The following is a 20,366-nucleotide window of genomic DNA, read 5'->3' on the forward strand; positions in this document are numbered from 1 at the left end:
ACTAAAAGCAGCGCCTGAACTGGTTGGATCGACAGATCAACGTGTCATCAGCGGCCAAAGCAATCCGTTTGCTCTTTACCCCCGGTTTGGGGGTCGTCCACAAGTTTCGAGATTTGTGGGCAGGGCACTCAACAAAAACAAGAAGCCCAGCAAAAAAACAATAAGAGCACGCAACGACTTCTTGGGGAGCTTAGGCTCCCCTTGTCGTTTTCTACCCTTCTGGCAGGCATCCTGCTACCCGCCTACACCATTCCCCGAGTAAATGCTAGAATCCCCGCCCATCATGCGGCCATTCTCCTATTCTTGGCCGAACATTCCTTCACACAGTGCATCCCATGCTGAAGAAGCTGTTCCAGTCTTTCCGCCCGCCCGTACCGGGCCCGCACCACAGGCGCACCACGCCCGAGGTGATCAACAAGAGCCAGCACTCGCTGCAGCGCCACCAGTTCAGCCGTCATGCGGTGAACATCGTGGAGCGGCTGCAAAGCGCCGGCTACCAGGCTTACCTGGTCGGTGGCTGTGTCCGCGACCTGATGCTGGGCATCACGCCGAAGGACTTCGACGTCGCCACCAGCGCCACCCCCGAACAGGTCCGTGCCGAGTTCCGCAACGCCCGCATCATTGGTCGTCGCTTCAAATTGGTCCATGTGCATTTCGGCCGTGAGATCATTGAAGTCGCCACCTTCCGCGCCCACCACTCCGAGGACGACCAGGGCGATGCCCACCGTTCGTCGCATAACGCCAGTGGCCGCATTCTGCGAGACAACGTGTACGGCACCCTGGAAGAGGACGCGCAACGCCGCGACTTCACCATCAACGCCCTGTACTACGATCCGGTCAGCGAGCGCATTCTCGATTACGCCAACGGTGTGCACGACGTGCGCAACCGCCTGCTGCGGCTGATCGGAGACCCGACCCACCGCTACCAGGAAGACCCGGTGCGCATGCTGCGCGCGGTGCGCTTTGCCGCCAAGCTCGACTTTGGCATCGAAAAGCACACTTACCTGCCGATTCGCGGTCTGGCCCCGATGCTGCGCGAGATTCCACCCGCGCGCCTGTTCGAGGAATGCCTCAAGCTGTTCCTCAGTGGCCAAGGTGCCATCGCCTTCGAAATGCTGGTTGACCTGGAGTTGTTCGAACCGCTGTTCCCGGCCAGTGCCCACGCGCTGGATGAGCGGCCAACCTACACCCACACGCTGATCAGCCAGGCACTGAACAACACCGACCTGCGCGTGAAGCAGGGCAAGCCAGTGACGCCAGCCTTCCTGTTTGCTGCTCTGCTCTGGCCAGCCCTGCCGGCCCGTGTGCTGCACCTGCAGAACCAGGGCGTGCCGCCGATCCCGGCCATGAACGGTGCAGCCCACGACCTGATCGCCGAGCAGTGCGCGCGCATTGCCATCCCCAAGCGTTTCACCCTGCCGATCCGCGAGATCTGGGACATGCAGGAGCGCCTGCCACGCCGCAGCGGCAAGCGCGCCGACATGCTGCTGGACAACCCGCGTTTCCGCGCCGGTTACGACTTCCTGCTGCTGCGTGAAAGCGCCGGGGAAGAAACCGACGACCTGGGCCAGTGGTGGACCGATTACCAGGAGGCAAACGACAGCGAGCGCCGCGAGATGATCCGCGAGCTTGGTAGCCGTGACGAAAGTGCCGGCCCGCGCAAGCGCAAGCGCAGCGGCAGCAAACGCAAGCGCAGTGGCGACGAGGCGTTCGAGTGACCATTCGCGCCTACGTAGGTCTGGGCAGCAACCTGGACGCACCTGCCGAGCAGCTGCGTAGCGCCTTGCAGGCGCTGGACCAGGTCGAAGCCACGCGCCTGGTAGCCGCCTCGGCCCTGTACACCAGCGATTCGCTGCTGCCCGGCCAACCGCGCTACACCAATGCTGTCGCCGCCCTGGACACCGCCCTGGCACCACTGGCATTGCTCGATGCGCTGCAGGCCATCGAAAACGACCAGGGCCGCGTGCGCAAAGAGCGCTGGGGCCCACGCACGCTGGACCTGGACATCCTGCTGTTCGGTGACCAGATGCTCGACCAGCCACGCTTGAAAGTGCCGCATTACCACATGCATGCCCGCCCGTTCGTGCTGTATCCGTTGGCCGAACTGGTACCGGAGGATTTCCGCCTGGCCGATGGTCGCGCCCTCGCGCAACTGCTCGACGAATGCCCGTTCGTCGGCCTGGAACGCCTGTAGACCGGGCGTTCCAGCCTGCATTGCCACCTCGGTAACGCCAGTAACACCCTGATCGTAACAATGCGGTAACAGGGTGATTGACTTCCCCCACCTCGCTCACGACTATAGGCGTCCCGTGTGGCACCAAAGTGCCGCATACCCGTATTTAGGCCCGGACGGACCTGTGCCCGAACATCACGCGCGATGATGTGCCGCTCCGGAAGATGACTACACGCGTTGAATGCAGTCGTTTTTTACAGCGCCTGAACGAGGAATTTCCTACATGCCTGAAGTAACCCTTACCACCCTTAACGGCCTCAAGGCCAAGGGTGAAAAAATCACCATGCTGACCTGCTACGACGCGACCTTCGCCAAGGCCGCCAGCCAGGCCGGCGTTGAAGTGTTGCTGGTGGGCGACTCGCTGGGGATGGTCCTGCAGGGCCACGACAGCACCTTGCCGGTCACCACGGCGGAGATGGCCTACCACACCGCCAGCGTCAAACGCGGCAACGACGGCGCGCTGATCCTCACCGACCTGCCGTTCATGGCCCACGCCACGCCGGAGCAGGCCTTTGCCAACAGCGCCACACTGATGCAGGCCGGCGCCCACATGGTCAAGATCGAAGGCGCAGCCTGGCTGGCCGAAACCATCCGCTTGCTGGCCGAGCGTGGTGTGCCGGTGTGCGCGCACATGGGCCTGACCCCGCAAACCGTCAACGTGCTGGGCGGCTACAAAGTGCAGGGCCGCCAGGAGGCCCAGGCCCGGCAGATGCGCGCCGACGCCATTGCCCTGGAACAGGCCGGTGCGGCCATGCTGCTGCTCGAGTGCGTACCCAGCGAACTGGCGGCGGAAATCACCAATGCCGTTGGCATCCCGGTAATCGGCATTGGCGCCGGCAGCGCCACCGATGGCCAGGTACTGGTACTGCACGACATGCTCGGCCTGTCGCTGAGCGGCCGGGTACCGAAGTTCGTGAAGAACTTCATGCAGGGCCAACCGGATATCCATAGCGCCCTCGTCGCTTACGTCGAGGCAGTCAAGCAAGTCAGTTTCCCAGGCAGCGAACACGGGTTCAGTGCATGAATACAGTCAAGACCGTCCGCGAACTGCGCGCGGCAGTGGCCCGCGCGCGCGGTGAGGGCAAACGCATCGGTTTCGTGCCGACCATGGGCAACCTGCACAGCGGCCATGCAGCCTTGGTGACCAAGGCTGCCCAGCGCGCCGACTTCGTGGTCGCCAGTATCTTCGTCAACCCGCTGCAGTTCGGCGCCAACGAAGACCTCGACAAATACCCACGCACCCTGGCAGCCGACCAGGAGCGCCTGGTGCAGGCCGGCTGCAACCTGCTGTTCGCGCCCACGGTGGAAGAGATGTACCCCGACGGCATGAGCGTGCAAACACGCGTCAGCGTGCCCCGGCTTTCCGAAGGCCTGTGCGGCGCCAGCCGGCCTGGGCATTTCGAGGGCGTGGCCACCGTGGTCAACAAGCTGTTCAACATGGTCCAGCCAGACCTTGCCGTGTTCGGCGAGAAGGACTATCAGCAGTTGGCGGTGATCCGCGCCATGGTGCGCGACCTGAACATGCCGATCCAGATCATCGGCGAACCCACCGTGCGTGCCGAAGATGGCTTGGCGCTGTCGTCGCGCAATGGCTACCTCACGCCAGAGCAGCGTACTGCTGCGCCAGCGCTGTACCGCACACTGCAGCACATTGCAGCGGGCATCGGCCGTGGCCAGCGGGATTTTGCCGCGCTGGTCGCTGAAGGCCAGGCGCAACTGAGCGCAGCGGGTTTCCGCCCGGATTACCTGGAAGTACGCCATGCCGTAAGCTTGCGCCCGGCAGTGATCGATGATCGAGACCTGGTGGTGATTGCGGCGGCTTACCTGGGTAACACACGGTTGATCGACAACCTCTACCTGCATTTGGAAGAGAAGACCGCATAACGGTCTTGGGCTGCCTTGCAGCCCATTCGCGGGCAAGCCCGCTCCTGCACGTTTACCTGTAGGGGCGGGCTTGCTTGCAATGCCCCACCAAAATCCCCCTGCCATACCCATTCCCAGCACGTGGCCTTTGCCTATAATGGTGCCAGCCTGAACCCGGCAACGACTGCCGTGTCCAAGCCCTCACCACGCACCAAGGGAACCCCGCGCAATGGCGTATTACCGTACACCCCACGATGTGACGGCCCTGCCCGCCTGGCAGGCGCTTCAGAAACACCGCGACGCCATGCAAAGCTTCAGCATGCGCGAAGCCTTCGCCGCCGATGCCAAGCGCTTCGACCAGTTTTCCCTCAGCGCTTGCGGCCTGTTCCTCGACTACTCAAAAAACCTGATCACCGAGCAAAGCCGCGACCTGCTGGTCAGCCTGGCCAATGAAGTGGGCCTGCAAGACGCCATCAAGTCGATGTTCAGCGGTGAGATCATCAACGCCTCCGAAGGCCGCCCGGTGCTTCACACCGCCTTGCGCCGGCCCGTAGGTGACAAACTCAGCGTCAACGGCGTGAACGTCATGCCGGAAGTGCACAAGGTGCTCAACCAGATTACCGAACTGGTCGGCCGCATTCACGATGGCCTGTGGCGCGGCTACAGCGAAAAACCGATCACCGACGTGGTCAACATTGGCATTGGCGGTTCGTTCCTCGGCCCCGAGCTGGTGTCCGAAGCGCTGCTACCCTACGCCCAGCGCGGCGTGCGCTGTCACTACCTAGCGAATATCGATGGCAGCGAGTTCCACGAACTGTCGGCCAACCTGCGCGCCGAAACCACCCTGTTCATCGTCTCGTCGAAGTCGTTCAACACCCTCGAGACGCTGAAAAACGCCATGGCCGCGCGTACCTGGTACCTGGCCCAAGGCGGCTCGGAAGCCGAGCTGTACCGCCATTTCATTGCAGTTTCCAGCAACAAGGCCGCTGCTGTAGCGTTCGGTATCCGCGAAGAAAACATCTTCCCGATGTGGGACTGGGTGGGCGGGCGCTACTCGCTGTGGTCGGCCATCGGCCTGCCGATCGCCCTGGCCATCGGCACTGCCAACTTCAAGGAACTGCTGTCCGGCGCCTACACCATGGACCAGCACTTCCAGACCGCACCGTTCGACAAGAACATGCCGGTGCTACTGGCCCTGCTGGGCGTGTGGTATGGCAACTTCTGGGACGCGAACAGCCACGCGATCCTGCCGTACGACCACTACCTGCGCAACATCACCAAGCACCTGCAGCAGCTGGACATGGAATCCAACGGCAAGAGCGTGCTGCAAGACGGTACCCCGGTGAAGACCGACACCGGGCCGGTAATCTGGGGCGGCGTGGGCTGCAACGGCCAGCATGCCTACCACCAGTTGCTGCACCAGGGCACCCAGTTGATTCCGGCCGACTTCATCGTGCCGGTGGTGAGCTTCAACCCGGTGGCCGACCACCACCAGTGGCTGTACGCCAACTGCCTGTCGCAGAGCCAGGCGCTGATGCTGGGCAAAACCCGCGAGGAAGCCGAAGCCGAATTGCGCGCTAAAGGCCTCAACGAAGCGGACATCGAAAAGCTGGCCCCGCACAAGGTAATCCCGGGTAACCGCCCGAGCAACACGTTGGTGGTCGAGCGCATCAGCCCGCGCCGCCTGGGCGCGTTGGTGGCGATGTACGAGCACAAGGTGTTCGTACAGAGCGTTATCTGGGGTATCAACGCCTTCGACCAGTGGGGTGTTGAGCTGGGCAAGGAACTGGGCAAGGGCGTTTACCAGCGCTTGGTCGGCAGCCTGGAAGACAGCGCCGAAGACGGTTCCACCCAAGGCCTGATCAACTACTTCCGCGGCCGTCACCGCGGTTGATCCGAAGCCTGTACCGGCCTCTTCGCGGGTAAACCCGCTCCTACCAGGCAACGCGTTACCTCGTAGGAGCGGGTTTACCCGCGAAGAGGCCGGCCCAGGTTGAACACCGCTCCCAGCTACACTGTCCTATCGAATAGCCGTTGCAGTCCATCGCCCCTTACAAGAGCAGGACCACCCGCCATGTTCGATATCCGCAAATACCCCCAGGCCCTGGCCGTCAGCCAGTCCGCCGCCCTCACCCCCGAAGACTACCGCCGCCTCTACCGCCAGTCGGTCGAAGACCCAGACACCTTCTGGGCCGAACAGGCCAAACGCCTGGACTGGATCAAGCCTTGGTCAAGCGTGCAGCAATGTGACCTGCATACCGGCAAGGCCCGCTGGTTCGACGGTGCGCAACTCAACGTCAGCTACAACTGCATCGACCGTCATCTGGCCCAGCGCGGCGAGCAAACGGCCTTGCTGTGGGAAGGCGACGACCCCAAGGACTCCAAGGCCATCACCTACCGCGAACTGCACCGTCAGGTCTGCCGCCTGGCCAATGCAATGAAAGCGCGCGGTGTGAAGAAAGGCGACCGGGTGTGCATCTACATGCCAATGATTCCCGAGGCCGCGTTCGCCATGCTCGCCTGCACCCGCATCGGCGCCATCCACTCGGTGGTGTTCGGCGGTTTCTCCCCCGATGCCTTGCGAGACCGTATTCTCGATGCCGACTGCCGCACCGTGATCACCGCCGATGAAGGCGTGCGTGGCGGTAAACGCATCCCACTGAAACAGAACGTCGACAAAGCCCTGGCCAGTTGCCCAGCGGTCAGTAGCGTATTGGTGGTGCGCCGCACTGGCGGCGATGTTGCCTGGGCCGAGGGCCGCGACCTCTGGTATCACGAAGCGACGAAAGAGGCCGGTGACGACTGCCCCCCTGAACCGATGGAGGCCGAAGACCCGCTGTTCATCCTCTACACCTCCGGCAGCACTGGCAAACCCAAAGGGGTGCTGCATACCACCGGCGGCTACCTGCTGCAGGCAACGATGACCTTCAAGGTGGTGTTCGATTATCGTGACGGCGAGGTGTTCTGGTGCACCGCCGATGTCGGCTGGGTGACTGGCCACAGCTACATCGTCTACGGCCCGCTGGCCAATGGCGCAATCTCGCTGATGTTCGAAGGCGTGCCCAACTACCCAGACACCTCGCGCTTCTGGCAGGTGGTGGACAAACACCAGGTGAACATCTTCTACACCGCCCCGACCGCCCTGCGCGCACTGATGCGCGAGGGCTCTGCGCCACTGCAGAGCACCTCACGCAAAAGCCTGCGTCTACTGGGCAGCGTCGGCGAGCCGATCAACCCGGAAGCATGGGAATGGTATTTCGAAGAGGTCGGGCAGAAGCGCTGCCCGATTGTGGATACCTGGTGGCAGACCGAAACCGGCGGCATCATGCTCACCCCACTGCCCGGCACACAGTCACTCAAACCCGGCTGCGCCACCCAGCCAATGTTCGGCGTGCAACCGGTGCTCCTGGACGAAAAAGGCAAACTGATCGAAGGCCCAGGCGCCGGCGTGCTGGCCATCAAAGCCAGCTGGCCCGGGCAGATCCGCAGCGTCTACGGCGACCACCAGCGGATGGTCGACACCTACTTCAAGCCCTTGCCCGGCTACTACTTTACTGGCGACGGTGCCCGCCGCGATGCCGATGGCGACTACTGGATCACCGGGCGCATCGACGATGTGATCAACGTTTCCGGGCACCGCATCGGCACCGCTGAAGTGGAAAGCGCACTGGTTCTGCATGACAGCGTGGCCGAAGCTGCGGTAGTCGGTTACCCACACGACCTCAAGGGCCAAGGCGTCTACGCCTTCGTCACGACCATGAATGGCGTGACACCAGATGACACGCTAAAGGCCGAGCTGCTGGCCCTGGTCAGCAAGGAAATCGGCAGCTTCGCCAAGCCTGAGCTGATTCAGTGGGCGCCAGCGCTACCCAAGACGCGCTCAGGCAAGATCATGCGGCGTATACTGCGCAAAATCGCCTGCAATGAGCTGGAAAACCTGGGCGATACCTCGACCCTGGCCGACCCAAGCGTGGTACAGGGCCTGATCGACAAACGCCTCAACCAGTAACCGGCGGCCGCAAATCTGGCCGCCCTGTACAGCAGGTCGCCATGGAAGCCCTTCGTCGCCGTATCGAAACCCAGGTCATGAGCCTCACCGGGCTGGCCCTCGGCCAGCTCGACCTGGAATCGCCCAAGGGCGACCCCGGCCTGTTCGGCCCGCACAGTATTAGCTGGCGGGTACATGGCGACTTCCCGAGCATGCTGGTCGGTGGCATCAGCGCGCTGATGCTGCAGTTGTTGCATCCCCTGGCCTTGGCCGGTGTGTGGGACCACTCCAATTTTCGTGAAGACCTGCTCGGCCGCTTACGCCGCACCAGCCAGTTCATTTCCGGCACCACCTTTGGCGCCACTGGCGATGCCGAGTGGCTGATCGACAAAGTGCGCACCATTCACCTGCAGGTCGCCGGCACTGCACCGGATGGCCGCCCTTATGCGGCCAGCGACCCGGATCTGTTGACCTGGGTGCATGTAGCGGAGGTCAGCCGTTTCCTCGCCGCCCACCTGCGTTACCGCAACCCACACCTGCCACGCGCCGAGCAGGATGCCTATTACAACGAAATCGCCCTGATCGCCGAGCGCCTTGGTGCCCGTGACGTGCCGCGCTCGTGCCAGCAAGTTGAAGACTATCTGCAACACATACGCCCGCAGCTGCACTGTGATGCGCGCAGCCATGAGGTCATGCGAATCCTGCTCGACGCCCCTGCCCCCAGCCGCCTGGCACAGCCGGTTGGCAAACTGATGCTGCACGCGGGTATCGACTTGCTGCCCGGCTGGGCCCAGGCCCTGCTCGGCCTGCAGCACGGGCCCCTGCAGCAGCGCCTGATCCGCCTGGGCCTGCGCCGCACCGCGCCGGTACTGCGCTGGGCAATGCGCGACGGTTCGGCACACCGAGCCAAACGGCGCATGGGCATTGATTGAGCGCAAAGGGTGGCCCCTGCGGAACTGATTTAACGTGCCATACTCCAAGCACTCCTGCTTAGACTGACGAAGCGACACATGTACAAAGGATTGACTCGCGCCGCTGGCGCAATCGTGGCCTTGGTAGCCCTGTATAGCCTGCTCGGCTTTCTCATTCTTCCCGGTGTCGCACTGCGCATTGCCAACCAGCAGTTGGCCCAATACGCCACCGTGCCGGCCCACCTTGAACGGATCGAACTCAACCCCTTCAGCCTCGAGCTGACGCTGTGGGGCCTGCAGGTCGGCGAGCCGGGCAAGGAGCAGGTCGGTTTCGAGCGTCTTTACGCTAACGCCTCACTCGACAGCCTGTGGACAAAAGCCCTGCATCTGGAAGCGGTGGAACTCGACAAACCGCGCAACGAAGTGCTGTTCGCCAAGGACGGTACCCTCAACCTGACCGGGTTGTTCAAACTACCGGCCAGCGAAGCCAAACCCGAAGAGCCGCCCAGCGACCCGTTCCCGCTGCGTATTGGCAGCATCAAACTCGTCGACGGCTACCTGCACTTCGAGGACCTGCGGCCCAGCGAGCCGATCGAGTTCCTCTACGACAACATGAATCTGGAGCTGAAAAACCTCAGCACCCTGCCCAACGACAATGCCGACATGACCTTGGTGGCCAGCGGCCCCAATGGCGGACGCATCGACTGGAAGGGCCACCCTGAGCCTGTCGCCGATCGCCTCCGAAGGCACACTGAAGGTCACTGACGGTAAGATGAAGCTGTTCTGGCCCTACGTGCGCGATGCCGTGCCACTGGTGCTGGAAGACGGCGTGGTAAGCCTCGATACGCATTACAAGCTCAACCTCGCCAAACAGACCGAGCTGCTGCTGGATAACGTCTCCGTGCGCATCGCGCCATTCGCCATCAAGGCGCCGGATGGCCGACCGTTGGCACGCCTGGCCAGCCTGGAGGTTAGCGAAACCTCCATTGATCTGGTCAAGCAGCAGGTCACCGTGGGCAAGGTTCGCAGCGAAAAGCTCGAAACCTGGGCGGCGCTGGAAAAAGATGGCCAGCTCGACTGGCAGAAGCTGTTTGCCAGCCAACCCACCAAGGCCACGCCGAAGGAAAAGGCCGAGCCGGCTGCCGCAGAACCTACGCCTGAAGAGAAAGCTGCCAAAGAGCCAAGCAAACCCTGGCAAGTGCTGCTCAAGGACGTGCAGTTGCGCAACTACCTGGTGCATCTGGCAGATCGCAGCCAGAAGGAACCGGTAGCCTTGGACATTGGCCCCCTCAACGCCGACCTGCAAGGTTTCGACAGCCTCAACCAGTCGCCCTTCACCCTCAAACTCGATACCGGTGTGGGCAAGCAAGGCAAGCTGCAGGCCGCAGGCCAGGTCAACCTGGCACCGATATGGGCAAAACTGGATGTGAGCACCCGCGACATCGACCTGCGTGTGGCCCAGGCCTACATCAGCCCGTTCATCCTGCTGGAGCTGCGCAGCGGCATGCTCTCGAGCGACCTCAAGGTCGACCTGAAGAACACCGCGCCGCTGGCCTTCAATGTGATCGGCAAGGCGCAGGTCAGCCAGTTGCACACCCTCGATACCATCAAGAGCCGCGACTTCGTCAAATGGCAGCAGGTGAACGTCGACGGCTTGTCCTACGTGCACGGCGATGCTCTGTCGATCGACAAGGTGACCCTGCTGCAGCCCTATGCACGCTTCATCATCAACGAAGACCGCACCACCAATGTCAATGACCTGCTGATCCCGCAACCGGCCGACGCCCCGGCGAGCAGCCAGCCCAAGCCGACCACGGCCAGCAACAACAAGCCGCTTGGCATCCATATCGGGCAGATTGACATCAACGACGGCTCGGCCAACTTTGCCGACCTGTCGCTTACCCCCAACTTCGCCACGGCCATCCAGCAACTCAACGGGCATATCGGCACCATCGACAACCGCAAGCCACAGCCGGCCAAGGTCGACGTCAAGGGCAAGGTAGACCGCTACGCACCGGTCACCATCAAGGGCGCACTCAACCCGTTCAACCCACTGGCCAGCCTGGACATTGCCACCAGCTTCAAGCGTGTCGAACTGACCACGCTGACGCCCTACTCCGGCAAGTTCGCCGGTTTCCGCATACGAAAGGGCCGGCTGAACCTGGACCTGCACTACTTGATCACCAACGGCCAACTCAAGGCCGAGAACAAGGTAGTAGTGGAACAACTGCAGCTGGGCGAGAAAGTCGACAGCCCGGATGCGGTCGACCTGCCGATCCGCCTGGCGGTGGCATTGCTGAAGGATACCGAGGGCAAGATCTCGATCGAACTGCCGGTGTCTGGCGACCTCAACAACCCGCAATTCAGCGTGATGCCGATTGTTTGGCAAACCCTGCGCAACCTGGTGCTGCGCGCGGCGCAGGCGCCATTCAAATTCATTGGCGGGCTGATCAGCGGCGGCAGCTCGGAAGACCTTGGCAACGTGGCGTTCGCCCCCGGCTCCAGCGAACTCAGCGGCGAGGCCCAGTCGTCCTTGGACAAGCTGGCATCCGCGCTGAAAGAGCGCCCGGAACTGCGCCTGGAAATCGAAGGCACCAGCGCCCAGGCCAGTGATGGCCCGCTCATCGCGCAACAACGCCTGGAGCGTGAGTACCAGGCCACCTGGTACAAGATCCTGCAGCGACGGGGTGACAAGGTGCCGGCTAATGCCTCGATGCTGGTGGTTGACGACAGTGACAAACCGGCGATGCTCGAAGGCATCTACCGCACCCGCCTGAAGCAGCAGCCGCCTGCCGAATGGGAGCAGTTGGGCCGTGACGAGCGCGCCGCCAAGCTGCGCGAGGCCGTGATCAAGTCGTGGGCCGAGAGTACCGCCTTGCTGCGTACCTTGGGGCAGGAGCGGGCCAGCAGCATCAAGGACTACCTGGTCGACAAGGGCAAGCTGGAAGACGACCGGGTGTACTTCATCGATACCAGCCTGGGGCAGCCTCAAAGCGATGGCCGGGTGGTGACACCGATGCACCTGGATGCCGAGTAATCCCCTCTGGCAGGCCTGGCCTGTTCGCAGGCACGCCTGCCCCCACAGGCCTGCGCACTAACTGTGGGAGCGGGCGTGCTCGCGAAGAGGCCAGCACGGGCTTTAAACCAAGCGCTGCCCCGACACCGCCGGGTGATACAACGGTTGAACCTTGTTCCCGGCCGGGTCCAGCAGGTGGAAGCTGCGTGCGCCGTCACCATGGTTGAACGGCCGGTCGAGCAAGGTCACGCCACGGGCCTTGAAGTAGGCATACCAGGCCTCCAGCTCCTCCACACTGTCGACAACGAACCCGTAGTGATCCAGGGTCTGCAACCCGTTGGCCGCCCCTGCCCCACGTCCCAATGACAGGTTGTCGTTACCGCAAGTGAGGTACACCAGGTCCTCATTGGCGCGATTCAGCACTTCCATGCCCAGCACATCGACGTAGAAGCGCTCACACTCTTCCAGGTTAGGCACCAGCAGGGCGATGTGGCGCAAGCCATTCAGGCGGCCAGGGCGTGCAGGCAATTCGGACATTGGCGAAGCTCCATTTTTGTATACAATTCATTATTGAATTTAAAACAAAAGGAGAGATTTGTGTATAGCCTGTTCATCAAGACCCGAGTGAAGCCTGGATGCGCCGACGCTTTCCTGAGTGCAATCAAGGTCAATGCTGCAGCTTCCGTGGCGAGTGAGCCTGGCTGTCTGGTGTTCGATGTGTCGCAGGACCGGGTCGATCCGGAGGTGATCTACCTGTACGAAATCTACCGCGATGATGCTGCGTATGAAGCGCATACCCAGACCGCGCATTTTCGCGACAGCCGCCCATTGGTGGAGCCTCTGATCCTTGAGCAGGAATGCTTCGAAAGCGATGTGATCGCGCGCAACCCGGTGTATTGAGCGCAAGAAAAAGCCCTGGCACGGGCCAGGGCTTCGATGAAAGTGGCCAAATCCATTTGGCCGACGGGACATTCCTTATTCGGCTTTCAGGCCGTCAGACATTACGCTCTTGACGCCTTTGATGTTCTTGGTAATGCGCACCGCTTCGGCTTTCTGCGATTCGGTAACCTTCACATCAGAAGACAGCGAAACAACACCTTGGCTGGTCTCGACTTTGATGTCGCTGCCTGGGATGCCTTTTTCAGTCAGCAGATCAGCTTTGACCTTGGTAGTGATCCAAGTGTCGGAGCCTTCTTGCTTGGCGTTGTCGACGGTGTTGGCCGCCAACATGACTGGAGCCTGGGTTGGCTCAGCGGCGAATGCACCGTTAGCCATGGTCAGGGTCAGAGCGGTAGCAGTAGCGGCAGCAATGGCGAACTTCTTCATGTGGGTCACTCCTGTTTTTCGAAGGGTCTGCGCCGTATGTCCTGGCGTCAGGTATGAAGGTAGTTGCATGGGCTGTGCCAGCTTAGCCTCTCCGTTTATTTCCTTTTAAATCAATAAGTTAGCAAAGCACCGTCACTGCTGGGGTCGTGCATTTTGCAATCTGCGCGGTAAACCTGCATGCAAGATGCAAGTCCGCAAAAGGTTCCCGTCCCCATGAAAAAAGGGCCCCGAAGGGCCCTTTCTCTATTGCGTGACGGTCGCTTAGACGCCCGAGGCCTTGGCCGCAGCGACGTCTTTGATCGACAGCTTGATACGGCCGCGGTTGTCCACGTCCAGTACCAGCACTTCGACTTCCTGGCCTTCTTTGAGGATGTCGGTGACTTTCTCGACGCGAGCATCGCTCAGCATGGAGATGTGCACCAGGCCATCCTTGCCAGGCAGGATGTTGACGAAGGCGCCGAAATCGACAATGCGCTCGACCTTGCCGACGTAGATCTTGCCGATCTCGGCCTCGGCGGTGATGCCCAGGATGCGCTGCTTGGCAGCATCTGCCGCTTCCTTGGTTTCGCCGAAGATCTTGATCGAGCCGTCGTCTTCGATGTCGATCGAAGCCTTGGTCTCTTCGCAGATGGCGCGAATGGTGGCGCCGCCTTTACCGATGACGTCACGGATCTTGTCGGTGTCGATCTTCATCGCGATCATGGTCGGGGCGTTGGCCGACAGTTCGGTACGCGACTGGCCAATGATCTGGTTCATCTGGCCGAGGATGTTCAGGCGCGCTTCCAGGGCTTGGCCCAGGGCGATTTCCATGATCTCTTCGGTGATGCCGTTGATCTTGATGTCCATCTGCAGCGCGGTGACGCCTTTGGCGGTACCGGCTACCTTGAAGTCCATGTCGCCCAGGTGGTCTTCGTCACCCAGGATGTCAGTCAGGACTGCGAACTTGTCGCCTTCCTTGACCAGGCCCATGGCGATACCGGCAACTGGCGCCTTCATCGGCACACCGGCGTCCATCAGGGCCAGGGAAGCACCGCAGACCGAAGCCATGGAGCTGGAACCGTTGGATTCGGTGATTTCCGAAACCACACGGATGGTGTACGGGAACACGTCAGCAGCAGGCAGCATGGCCTGAACCGAACGGCGGGCCAGACGGCCGTGGCCGATTTCGCGACGGCCAGCACCGCCCATGCGGCCACACTCACCTACCGAGAACGGTGGGAAGTTGTAGTGCAGCATGAAGGGGTCTTTCTTCTCGCCTTCGAGGGTGTCCAGCAGCTGGGCATCACGGGCAGTACCCAGGGTCGCAACGACCAGGGCCTGGGTTTCGCCACGGGTGAACAGTGCCGAACCGTGAGTTTTCGGCAGCACACCCACTTCGATGTTCAGCGGGCGTACAGTCTTGGTGTCGCGGCCGTCGATACGTGGCTTGCCGTTGACGATGTTTTCGCGAACGGTGCGGTATTCGATTTCGCCGAAGATGTCTTTTACTTCGGAAGCCGAAGGCTGGCCTTCTTCACCGGAGAACTTGGCAACCGCCTGGTCACGCAGCTCACCCAGACGCGCATAGCGGTCGGCTTTGACGGTGATGGTGTAACCCTGCGAAACCGCTTCGCCGAACTCGGCGCGGATAGCATTGAACAGCTCGGTGTTGGCAACGGCAGGTTTCCAGTCCCAAGTCGGCTTGCCAGCTTCGGCAGCCAGCTCTTTGACAGCCTGGATAACAGCCTGGAATTCGTCGTGGGCGAACAGTACGGCACCCAGCATCTGGTCTTCGGTCAGCTCTTGAGCTTCCGATTCAACCATCAGTACGGCGTCGGAGGTACCGGCAACGACCATGTCCAGGCTCGAGGCAGCCAGTTGCTCATAGGTCGGGTTCAGCAGGTAGCCAGTGCTTTCGTGGAAGGCAACGCGGGCAGCGCCGATCGGGCCTTCGAACGGAATACCGGAAATGGCCAGGGCAGCCGAGGTACCGATCATCGCTGCGATGTCCGGGTCGGTCTTCTTGCTGGTGGAAACCACGGTGCAGACGACCTGCACTTCGTTCATGAAGCCTTCCGGGAACAGCGGACGGATCGGACGGTCGATCAGGCGCGAGGTCAGCGTCTCTTTCTCGGAAGGACGGCCTTCACGCTTGAAGAAGCCACCTGGGATCTTGCCAGCGGCGTAGGTCTTTTCCTGGTAGTGAACCGACAGCGGGAAGAAACCCTTGCCTGGATCAGCCTGTTTGGCGCCTACCACAGTCACCAGCACGGTGACGTCGTTGTCGACGGTAACCAGCACGGCGCCGGTTGCCTGACGGGCAATACGGCCCGTTTCGAGAGTGACGGTCGATTGACCGAACTGGAAAGTCTTGATTACCGGGTTCACGGTTTCCTACCTTTTTCAGTGGCTCTTGGGGGAACTGGTTTCTTGCGAATTCTTGGGCAGAACGGGGAATCGGCCCCATTGACCGTCCAGATACAACACGAGGCTGGGAGCCTGGCACCAAGCGGAAAAACCGCTCAGCATTGCCAGGCTGCCAACCTCGGAGATACGCGTGAAGTGCCCAACGGCAGCGCTGCAAAACAGCCCTGCCGAAGCCTGCGACACCCCACGCACACCACTGACCAGGCCGCTATTAGCGACGCAGGCCCAGGCGACCGATCAGGGCGCTGTAACGAGTGGTGTCTTTGCCCTTCAGGTAATCCAGCAGCTTACGACGCTGGTTGACCATACGGATCAGACCACGACGGGAGTGGTGGTCTTTATCGTTGGCCTTGAAGTGGCCTTGCAGCTTGTTGATGTTGGCGGTCAGCAGAGCAACCTGCACTTCCGGGCTACCGGTATCGCCGGCGGCTTGCTGGTATTCGGCAACGATCTGAGCTTTTTCTTCAACGCTGAGGGCCATTTGGCTTCTCCTGATAACGGATCCCGCATGCGGGGTCCAATAGGCCAGGGACAAATCCCTGTATTAATAAAAAAGGTGTGACCGTGCCTACTGACAGCCACCCTTGATGCCGTGGGGCTCGGCAACTGCCTGACCCCGCGGTTTCGGTCATTCCGACCGAATCAGCCGACGCGGCGCAATGCGCCCGTCTTCGCTCACTTCACCGATACCGATGAAGCGTGCGTTGTGATCCTGTACCCGAACCATGCCAAATTGTGGCGCGTCCGGCGCGCGTACCGCCTGGCCATGCAGCCAGTAGAACGCACTGTGTTCCGACAGGCTGACCAACGGCCAGTCCTGCAGCCCGCTGTCCGATGGCATCAGGAAGCGGTCGAGCGCTTCGTTACCACCTTCGGCATGGGCCTGTTCGAGTTCCTCGAGGGTGACCGTCTGTGCCAGCGCAAAGGGCCCTGCCTGGGTCCTGCGCAGCTCGGCGACATAGGCGCCGCAACCAAGGGCTTCACCGATATCCTCCACCAGCGTGCGGATATAGGTGCCTTTGCTGCATCCTACGCTCAACCGTGCACGGGTGCCTTCGCACTCGAGCAACTCCAAGCGGTTAATAGTAACAGAACGCGCCTCGCGCTCCACTACCTCTCCTGCACGTGCCAGCTTGTACAACGGCTGGCCGTCACGCTTGAGCGCCGAGTACATAGGCGGTATCTGGCTGATCGGGCCGCGAAAACGTGGCAGCAGTGCTTCGATGTCGGCGCGACCAACGGTCACGTCGCGGGTCTGCAGCACCTCACCCTCGGCATCGCCGGTGTTGGTAGTCTGCCCCATCTGCATGACGGTTTCGTAGCCCTTGTCGGAATCCAGCAAGTACTGCGAAAACTTGGTCGCTTCACCGAAGCACAGCGGCAACACGCCGGTCGCCAGCGGGTCGAGGCTACCGGTATGGCCGGCCTTTTCCGCGTTCAGCAGCCAACGCACTTTCTGCAAAGCGGCATTGGACGTGAAGCCCAGCGGCTTGTCGAGCAGGATGATGCCGCTGACATTGCGGCGGATACGTTTGACCTGGGCCACCGCTTACTCCTTGGTGTCCGACTCGTCGGCATCCTTGTGCAGGCGGTCTTCGGCCACTGCACGCTCGATCAGCGCCGACAGGTGCACACCACGGCTGACACTTTCATCGAAATGGAAGTGCAGCTGCGGCACGCTGCGCAGTTGCATCGAACGCCCCAGGTGCAGACGCAGGAAGCTGGCAGCGCTATTCAATGCCTTGAGCGATTGCTGCACGGCATCCGGGGTTTCCTCGCCCATGACGGTGATGAACACCTTGGCATGGCCCAGATCACGGCTCACGTCCACGGCGGTGATAGTCACCAGACCGACACGCGGGTCCTTGACTTCGCGACGGATCAGCTCGGCCAGCTCGCGCTGCATCTGATCGCCAATACGTTGGGTACGGCTATATTCTTTGGCCATTCTTGCTACCTGTAACTTAAAGCGGCAAACGCCCGGACAGACGAATGCCTGACCGGGCGCTACCTGAAGAGGTACCGCAAGCCGCCCTGTAGCAGGCGCTTGCGGCTCGCTCGCCCTTAAAGGGTACGAGCCACCTGGACTTTCTCGAAGACTTCGATCTTGTCGCCGACCTTGACGTCGTTGTAGCTCTTGACGCCAATACCGCACTCCATGCCCGAACGGACTTCGGAAGCATCGTCCTTGAAGCGACGCAGCGATTCCAGCTCGCCTTCGAAGATCACAACGTCATCACGCAGTACGCGAATCGGACGGTTGCGGTACACGGTACCCTCGATGACCATACAGCCAGCGATGGCGCCGAACTTCGGCGAACGGAACACGTCACGTACTTCGGCGACACCCAGGATGTTCTCGCGAACATCGCTGCCGAGCATGCCGGTCAGGGCCTTCTTGACGTCTTCGATGATGTCGTAGATCACGTTGTAATAACGCATATCCAGACCTTCCTGCTCGACGATCTTGCGCGCACCGGCATCGGCACGCACGTTGAAGCCGAACAGTACTGCATTCGAAGCCAGCGCCAGGTTGGCATCGCTCTCGGTGATACCACCGACGCCACCACCAATCACGCGCACTTGCACTTCGTCGTTGCCCAGGCCGCCGAGCGAACCCTGCAGCGCTTCCAGAGAACCACGCACATCGGTCTTGAGAACGATGTTGAGGGTTTTCTTCTCTTCCTGACCCATGGTCTCGAAGATGTTTTCCAGCTTGCCGGCGTGAGCACGGGCCAGCTTGACCTCGCGATACTTGCCTTGACGGAACAGGGCAACTTCACGGGCTTTCTTCTCGTCGGCAACCACGGACAGCTCGTCACCGGCTTCCGGAGTACCGTCCAGGCCGAGGATCTCGACCGGGATCGACGGGCCAGCTTCCTTCACAGGCTTGCCGTTCTCGTCGAGCATGGCGCGAACGCGGCCATAGTTGGAACCGCACAGGACCATGTCGCCCTGACGCAGGGTACCGTCCTGAACCAGGATGGTCGCCACCGGGCCACGGCCCTTGTCCAGGCGCGATTCGACAACCACACCACGACCTGGCGCGGTTGGGGTAGCGGTCAGTTCGAGGATCTCGGCCTGCAGCAGAACGGCTTCGAGCAGCTCGTCGACACCGGTACCCATCTTCGCCGAAACCTTGACGAACGGCGTGTCACCACCCCAGTCCTCGGAGGTAACGCCTTCGACGGACAGCTCGTTACGGATGCGATCGAGGTCAGCACCTGGCTTGTCGATCTTGTTCACTGCAACGACCAGCGGAACACCGGCTGCCTTGGCATGCTGAACGGCTTCGCGGGTTTGCGGCATCACACCGTCGTCCGCCGCCACCACCAGGATGACAATGTCGGTCGCCTTGGCACCACGGGCACGCATCTGGGTAAACGCAGCGTGACCTGGGGTATCGAGGAAGGTGACCATGCCGCGGTCGGTTTCCACGTGGTAGGCACCGATGTGCTGGGTGATACCACCGGCTTCGCCAGCGGCAACCTTGGCACGACGGATGTAGTCGAGCAGCGAGGTCTTACCATGGTCAACGTGACCCATGACGGTAACCACCGGCGCACGCGACTCGGTCTGGCCTTCGAACTTCAGCGATTCGGCCAGGGAGTCTTCCAGGGCGGTGTCGCTGACCAGCGTGACCTTGTGGCCCAGCTCTTCTGCGATCAGCTGAGCGGTTTCCTGGTCGAGCACCTGGTTGATGGTGACCGGGGTCCCCATCTTGAACATGAACTTGACCACTTCAGCGCCCTTGACGGACATCTGGTTGGCCAGCTCGGAGACGGTGATGGTCTCGCCGATGGTCACGTCACGGATGACGGGGCCGGTCGGGTTCTGGAAGCCGTGCTGATTACGCTTTTTCAGCTTGCTCTTGCCACCACGACCACGACGAGCGCCATCGCTCTCTTCGTCGGTAGTGCGCGGAGCGGCACGCGGAGTCGGCGCCTTTTCCTTCTCCTTGACCTTGACCTTGATCGACACACGAGGTGCCTCGCCACGACGACGGTCGTCATCACGGGTACGGCTTTCGTTGCGACGGGTCTCGTCTTTCTTACGCTCGGCAGCACGGGCTGCGGCGTCTTCAGAGGCCGGGGCGTCTGCGACTACCGGGGCCGGAGCAGCGACCGGAGCAGCGGCAGGAGCCGGCTCTGGCTTGGCAGCAGGCGCAGGGGCGGCGGCTGCGGAGCCGGCGGCCTGACGGCGAGCCTGCTCTTCGTTGCGCTGGCGAACTTCGGCCTCGACCTTGTCGCGAGCGGCATTTTCAGCCGCGCGGCGCTCATCCAGCTCACGCTTCTGCTCAGCCTGGATTTCTTCAGGGCTGCGCTGAACGAAAACTTTCTTCTTGCGTACTTCTACGCTGATGCTCTTGCTACCGGCGACACGCAGGGTGCTGGTGGTTTTGCGCTGCAAGGTAATCTTGCGCGGCTCTTCCGCCTTGCTCTTGTGGCTGCTTTTCAAATGAGTCAGCAAGGTCTGCTTCTCATTGTCGGTCACTACCTGACCGGCGTCGGTGTGCGGCAGACCTGCCTCACGCATCTGCTGCAGCAGGCGCTCTACCGGTGCCTCGACCTCTTGGGCCAGTTCTTTCACCGTGACTTGCGTCATGCACTTCTCTCCTCAGGC

15 protein-coding genes and 1 pseudogene are annotated in these 20,366 nt (G+C 61.6%); 9 read left to right on the forward strand and 7 right to left on the reverse strand.

What is annotated here, in order from left to right:
- Nucleotides 1-335 precede the first annotated feature (335 nt).
- From ACZ889_RS00285 to ACZ889_RS00320, 8 genes and pseudogenes are all read left to right on the forward strand, one after another.
- Nucleotides 336-1,718 (forward strand): polynucleotide adenylyltransferase PcnB, encoded by a 1,383-nt coding sequence (locus tag ACZ889_RS00285; RefSeq protein WP_070096298.1) that lies wholly within the window; start codon nucleotides 336-338, stop codon nucleotides 1,716-1,718.
- On the forward strand, nucleotides 1,715-2,194 hold the full coding sequence (gene folK, locus ACZ889_RS00290; RefSeq protein ID WP_070096297.1) for a 2-amino-4-hydroxy-6-hydroxymethyldihydropteridine diphosphokinase: 480 nt from the start codon (nucleotides 1,715-1,717) through the stop codon (nucleotides 2,192-2,194). Before ACZ889_RS00285 ends, folK begins: the two co-directional genes overlap by 4 nt.
- A gap of 262 nt (nucleotides 2,195-2,456) precedes the next feature.
- Complete coding sequence (gene panB / locus ACZ889_RS00295; RefSeq protein WP_003249992.1) at nucleotides 2,457-3,257, forward strand: 3-methyl-2-oxobutanoate hydroxymethyltransferase; 801 nt, start codon at nucleotides 2,457-2,459, stop codon at nucleotides 3,255-3,257.
- Complete coding sequence (gene panC, locus ACZ889_RS00300) at nucleotides 3,254-4,117, forward strand: pantoate--beta-alanine ligase (protein WP_070096296.1); 864 nt, start codon at nucleotides 3,254-3,256, stop codon at nucleotides 4,115-4,117. The genes panB and panC overlap by 4 nt, the downstream gene beginning before the upstream one ends.
- Nucleotides 4,118-4,325: 208 nt before the next feature.
- A complete protein-coding gene (pgi, locus tag ACZ889_RS00305; protein WP_012053741.1) occupies nucleotides 4,326-5,990 on the forward strand; it encodes a glucose-6-phosphate isomerase in 1,665 nt (554 codons plus the stop codon).
- Between the two features lie 180 nt (nucleotides 5,991-6,170).
- Complete coding sequence (acs, locus tag ACZ889_RS00310) at nucleotides 6,171-8,105, forward strand: acetate--CoA ligase (RefSeq protein WP_004575782.1); 1,935 nt, start codon at nucleotides 6,171-6,173, stop codon at nucleotides 8,103-8,105.
- 41 nt (nucleotides 8,106-8,146) lie between these two features.
- Entirely contained in the window at nucleotides 8,147-9,016 is an 870-nt protein-coding gene (locus ACZ889_RS00315) for an oxygenase MpaB family protein (RefSeq protein WP_180689234.1), read from the forward strand.
- A 78-nt stretch (nucleotides 9,017-9,094) separates the two neighbouring features.
- Nucleotides 9,095-12,032 (forward strand): annotated as a pseudogene (locus tag ACZ889_RS00320) (DUF748 domain-containing protein).
- A 102-nt stretch (nucleotides 12,033-12,134) separates the two neighbouring features.
- Here the strand turns inward: ACZ889_RS00320 and ACZ889_RS00325 are convergent.
- Nucleotides 12,135-12,548: a VOC family protein gene (locus ACZ889_RS00325; protein ID WP_003249980.1), complete on the reverse strand. Its 414-nt coding sequence runs from the start codon at nucleotides 12,546-12,548 to the stop codon at nucleotides 12,135-12,137.
- A 60-nt stretch (nucleotides 12,549-12,608) separates the two neighbouring features.
- On the opposite strand from ACZ889_RS00325, the gene ACZ889_RS00330 reads away from it, so the two are divergent.
- A complete protein-coding gene (locus tag ACZ889_RS00330; RefSeq protein WP_003249978.1) occupies nucleotides 12,609-12,911 on the forward strand; it encodes a heme-binding protein in 303 nt (100 codons plus the stop codon).
- A 75-nt stretch (nucleotides 12,912-12,986) separates the two neighbouring features.
- Here ACZ889_RS00330 and ACZ889_RS00335 read toward each other — a convergent pair whose 3' ends face one another.
- The 6 genes from ACZ889_RS00335 to infB all read right to left on the reverse strand — a co-directional run bounded on the left by ACZ889_RS00335 (nucleotide 12,987) and on the right by infB (nucleotide 20,348).
- Nucleotides 12,987-13,337, reverse strand: coding sequence for a BON domain-containing protein (locus ACZ889_RS00335; RefSeq protein WP_003249976.1), 351 nt, complete (start codon nucleotides 13,335-13,337; stop codon nucleotides 12,987-12,989).
- A 261-nt stretch (nucleotides 13,338-13,598) separates the two neighbouring features.
- Nucleotides 13,599-15,704 (reverse strand): polyribonucleotide nucleotidyltransferase, encoded by a 2,106-nt coding sequence (gene pnp, locus ACZ889_RS00340; RefSeq protein WP_014859357.1) that lies wholly within the window; start codon nucleotides 15,702-15,704, stop codon nucleotides 13,599-13,601.
- Nucleotides 15,705-15,954: 250 nt separating this feature from the next.
- Complete coding sequence (gene rpsO / locus ACZ889_RS00345; protein WP_003249971.1) at nucleotides 15,955-16,224, reverse strand: 30S ribosomal protein S15; 270 nt, start codon at nucleotides 16,222-16,224, stop codon at nucleotides 15,955-15,957.
- A 147-nt stretch (nucleotides 16,225-16,371) separates the two neighbouring features.
- Nucleotides 16,372-17,289, reverse strand: a complete 918-nt coding sequence (gene truB / locus ACZ889_RS00350; protein WP_003249968.1) for a tRNA pseudouridine(55) synthase TruB — start codon at nucleotides 17,287-17,289, stop codon at nucleotides 16,372-16,374.
- Nucleotides 17,290-17,292: 3 nt separating this feature from the next.
- On the reverse strand, nucleotides 17,293-17,691 hold the full coding sequence (rbfA, locus tag ACZ889_RS00355) for a 30S ribosome-binding factor RbfA (RefSeq protein ID WP_003249967.1): 399 nt from the start codon (nucleotides 17,689-17,691) through the stop codon (nucleotides 17,293-17,295).
- 116 nt (nucleotides 17,692-17,807) lie between these two features.
- Entirely contained in the window at nucleotides 17,808-20,348 is a 2,541-nt protein-coding gene (gene infB / locus ACZ889_RS00360) for a translation initiation factor IF-2 (protein WP_003249965.1), read from the reverse strand.
- Nucleotides 20,349-20,366 lie beyond the last annotated feature (18 nt).

The organism is Pseudomonas sp. TE3895 (assembly GCF_056278855.1).